Origin of the sequence: Cupriavidus basilensis (assembly GCF_029335485.1) — a bacterium.
Taxonomy (GTDB): domain Bacteria; phylum Pseudomonadota; class Gammaproteobacteria; order Burkholderiales; family Burkholderiaceae; genus Cupriavidus; species Cupriavidus basilensis_E.
Genome location: NZ_JARJLM010000307.1, coordinates 1 through 922, shown reverse-complemented (window position 1 = coordinate 922; position 922 = coordinate 1). Strand labels below are relative to the sequence as shown.

Below are 922 nucleotides of genomic sequence, written 5' to 3'. Positions count from 1 at the left end.
GATCCGATCCTGATTCCCAAGCACGAGCGGCGCTTCACCGGCTTCGACGACAAGATCATCGCCATGTATGCCCGGGGCATGACCGTGCGCGAGATCCAGGCGTTTCTGGCCGAGCAATACGGTACCGAGGTCTCGCCCGAGTTCATCAGTTCAGTGACCGATGCGGTCATGGACGAGGTCACCGCCTGGCAGGCCCGCCCGTTGGAGGTGATGTACCCGGTGGTGTTCTTCGATGCGCTGCGGGTCAAGATGCGCGAGGACGGCGTGGTGCGCAACAAGGCCGTCTACCTGGCCTTGGGCGTGCTGCCGGACGGCACCCGCGACATCCTGGGCCTGTGGATCGAGACCACTGAAGGCGCCAAGTTCTGGATGAAGGTGTTCAATGACCTGAAGACCCGCGGCACCCAGGACATCCTGATCGCGGTCACCGACGGCCTCAAGGGCATGGAGCAGGCCCTGAATGCGGTGTTCCCGAACACGACGCTGCAGACCTGCATCGTGCATCTGATCCGGAACAGCCTGGAGTACGTCAGCTGGAAGGAGCGTCGGGCCGTGGCGGCGGCGCTCAAGCCCGTCTACACCGCACCCAATGTGGAGGCGGCGCTGGCCGAGCTGGCGGCCTTCGAGCAAGGAGAGTGGGGCAAGCGGTACGCACCGATCGCCGCGTCCTGGCGTCGGGCCTGGGACCAGGTGATCCCGTTCTTTATGTTCCCGCCGGCGATCCGCAAGATCATTTACACCACAAATGCCATTGAGAGCATCAATGCGCAACTGCGCAAGATCATCAAGACGCGGGGCCACTTCCCCAGCGACGAGGCAGCAACCAAGCTGCTGTGGCTGGCCCTGCGCAACATCACCGGGAAATGGGGTAGTTCAACGCATGACTGGAAGGCTGCCATGAACCAGTTTGCAATCCTCTACG

At 62.7% G+C, this 922-nt stretch carries 1 protein-coding gene; it reads left to right on the top strand.

The window, feature by feature from the left end; translation table 11 throughout:
- On the top strand, positions 1 to 922 hold a 922-nt coding region (locus tag P3W85_RS17970), incomplete at both ends, for an IS256 family transposase (RefSeq protein ID WP_276265785.1).